2 protein-coding genes are annotated in these 2,076 nt (G+C 39.8%); both read left to right on the top strand.

Translation table 11 applies throughout. The annotated features are described in order from the left end of the window. The first annotated feature begins 419 nt into the window (after positions 1-419). On the top strand, positions 420-1,289 hold the full coding sequence (locus tag CDG76_RS35630; RefSeq protein ID WP_094353523.1) for a polyphosphate kinase 2 family protein: 870 nt from the start codon (positions 420-422) through the stop codon (positions 1,287-1,289). A 146-nt stretch (positions 1,290-1,435) separates the two neighbouring features. Beyond that, on the top strand, positions 1,436-2,062 hold the full coding sequence (locus CDG76_RS35625; RefSeq protein ID WP_094353522.1) for a chemotaxis protein CheB: 627 nt from the start codon (positions 1,436-1,438) through the stop codon (positions 2,060-2,062). Positions 2,063-2,076: the final 14 nt, after the last annotated feature.

Raw genomic sequence — 2,076 nt, 5'->3', positions numbered from 1 at the left:
ATATTCTCTTCTCTCAAAAACTATACCTATCAATGCTTTTGGCATATTTTAAGTAAGTTGTATTTTTGTTGAGAAAGATGCGGGTAATGGATAGCTTTATAAGGGGGGATTAAGGGGGGTAATTCGACTTGTGTGTACACCGTAGCTCCTAAAAGGAGAGAGGCTTTGAATTTTACTCCCCAACGCTAGAAGGGAAGGGGCTGGGGGTTAAGTCTGTATTCTATGCAACTGAGAACCGCTATAGTTAAAAAATCAGGATAGAACTTGCTGAATAAATATCTCAATTATTCTAGATTCCTGATAAATTCTGACTCCTGAATCCTGGGTGCTGAATTCTTACTATTAATAAATTATAACTTTCAGGAATTAATACTTCAAAATGTGCTTGTGTATTAATTAGCCATGAAGAGATTTTATATATGAATCATGATGCTTTCATTGTTCCACCAGGTTCAAAGATTTCTCTGAAAAAAAACTATGACCCAGCTTATAAAACTGATTTTCATGAAAAAACTGATGCTGCAAGCAAATTACAGGCAGATGTTGAACGACTAGCTAATTACCAAAATATTCTCTATGCTCAAAACACCTATGCTCTGTTGATTATTTTTCAAGCAATGGATGCTGCTGGTAAAGATAGCACTATTAAACACGTGACTTCTGGTGTGAACCCACAGGGATTTCAGGTGTTTAGTTTTAAGGGACCCAGTGCAGAAGAATTAGACCATGATTACTTGTGGCGCTCAATGAAAGCTCTGCCAGAAAGAGGAAGAATTGGCATATTCAACCGTTCCTACTATGAAGAAGCGCTAGTGGTTCGTGTCCATCCAGAAATGCTTCAGAAACAACAACTTCCTCACTTTCCTAATGGGAAAAAGATATGGAAACAGCGTTTTCAAGAAATAAATAACTTTGAAAAATATTTGGTTGACAATGGTGTAATAATTATGAAGTTTTTTCTAAATGTCTCCAAAGCAGAGCAGAAAAAACGCTTTTTAGAACGAATTGACTCTCCTGATAAAAATTGGAAGTTTTCAGATAATGATGTCCGAGAACGAGCTTTTTGGGATGATTATATGAATGCCTATGAAGAGGTTTTTAATAACACTAGTACTAAATGGGCCCCGTGGTATATTATTCCTGCCGATCGCAAATGGTTTACACGCCTGACTGTTGCCAATATTATCTGCACAAAATTAGAAGAACTAAATCTACAATACCCAACACTTAGCGAGGAACATAAACAGCAACTTTTGGAGGCGAAACGTATTCTAGAGCAGGAAGATTAACCTGTGAATTTGATAGGTAAAGGCAAAAAATGCTGAAGTAGTTTAGATATACGGTATAGTACATATAAGTAAAAGTAAAAAATTGTAAATTTATTAATGCTATTTGTAACTAAAGAAGTTACGCAGATAGTCATAGGCGCAAAATCATGATTGAGATGGCAGAAAATGCCAAAAATCATCCACCTCACTTTACTAATGCTGCCTTTGATGTAGTGGCGATCGCAGCCTCAGCAGGCGGACTGACTGCTATAGTTAAAGTGCTATCGACTCTACCCGCAGAATTTCCAGCCGCGATCGCTATTGTGCAACACCTCGCTCCAGGACATCGGTCGTTCATGGCAGAAATTCTCAGTCGGCGCACAAATATTACTGTCAAACAGGCAGAGGAGGGAGATTCCCTGACTCCAGGAACGGCTTACGTTGCTCCACCCGATCGTCACTTATTGGTTAACGGTGACGGTACACTTTCCTTATCACAGTCAGAATTAGTACATTTTTTACGTCCTTCGGCTGACTTATTATTTGAATCGGTTGCAGCCACTTACAAAGACAGAGCGATCGCCCTTGTGCTAACTGGAACGGGTAGCGACGGCGCGATGGGAGTAGAAGCAATCAAAAAAATGGGCGGTACTGTGATTGTCCAAGACGTAAAAACCGCCGAATTTTCCGGGATGCCCTCCGCCGCAATTAACACTGGCAATGTAGATTTTATTCTCCCCCTTGATGAAATTTCCACCGCCCTAGTAACTTTGGTCATGGGAGGATCTAACTAAGCAGAGGGGCAGGG

This window comes from Nostoc sp. 'Peltigera membranacea cyanobiont' 210A, from assembly GCF_002246015.1.
Taxonomy (GTDB): Bacteria; Cyanobacteriota; Cyanobacteriia; order Cyanobacteriales; family Nostocaceae; genus Nostoc.
The sequence above is the reverse complement of the archived record's forward strand: the minus strand, read 5'-3'. Positions and strand labels throughout refer to the sequence as shown.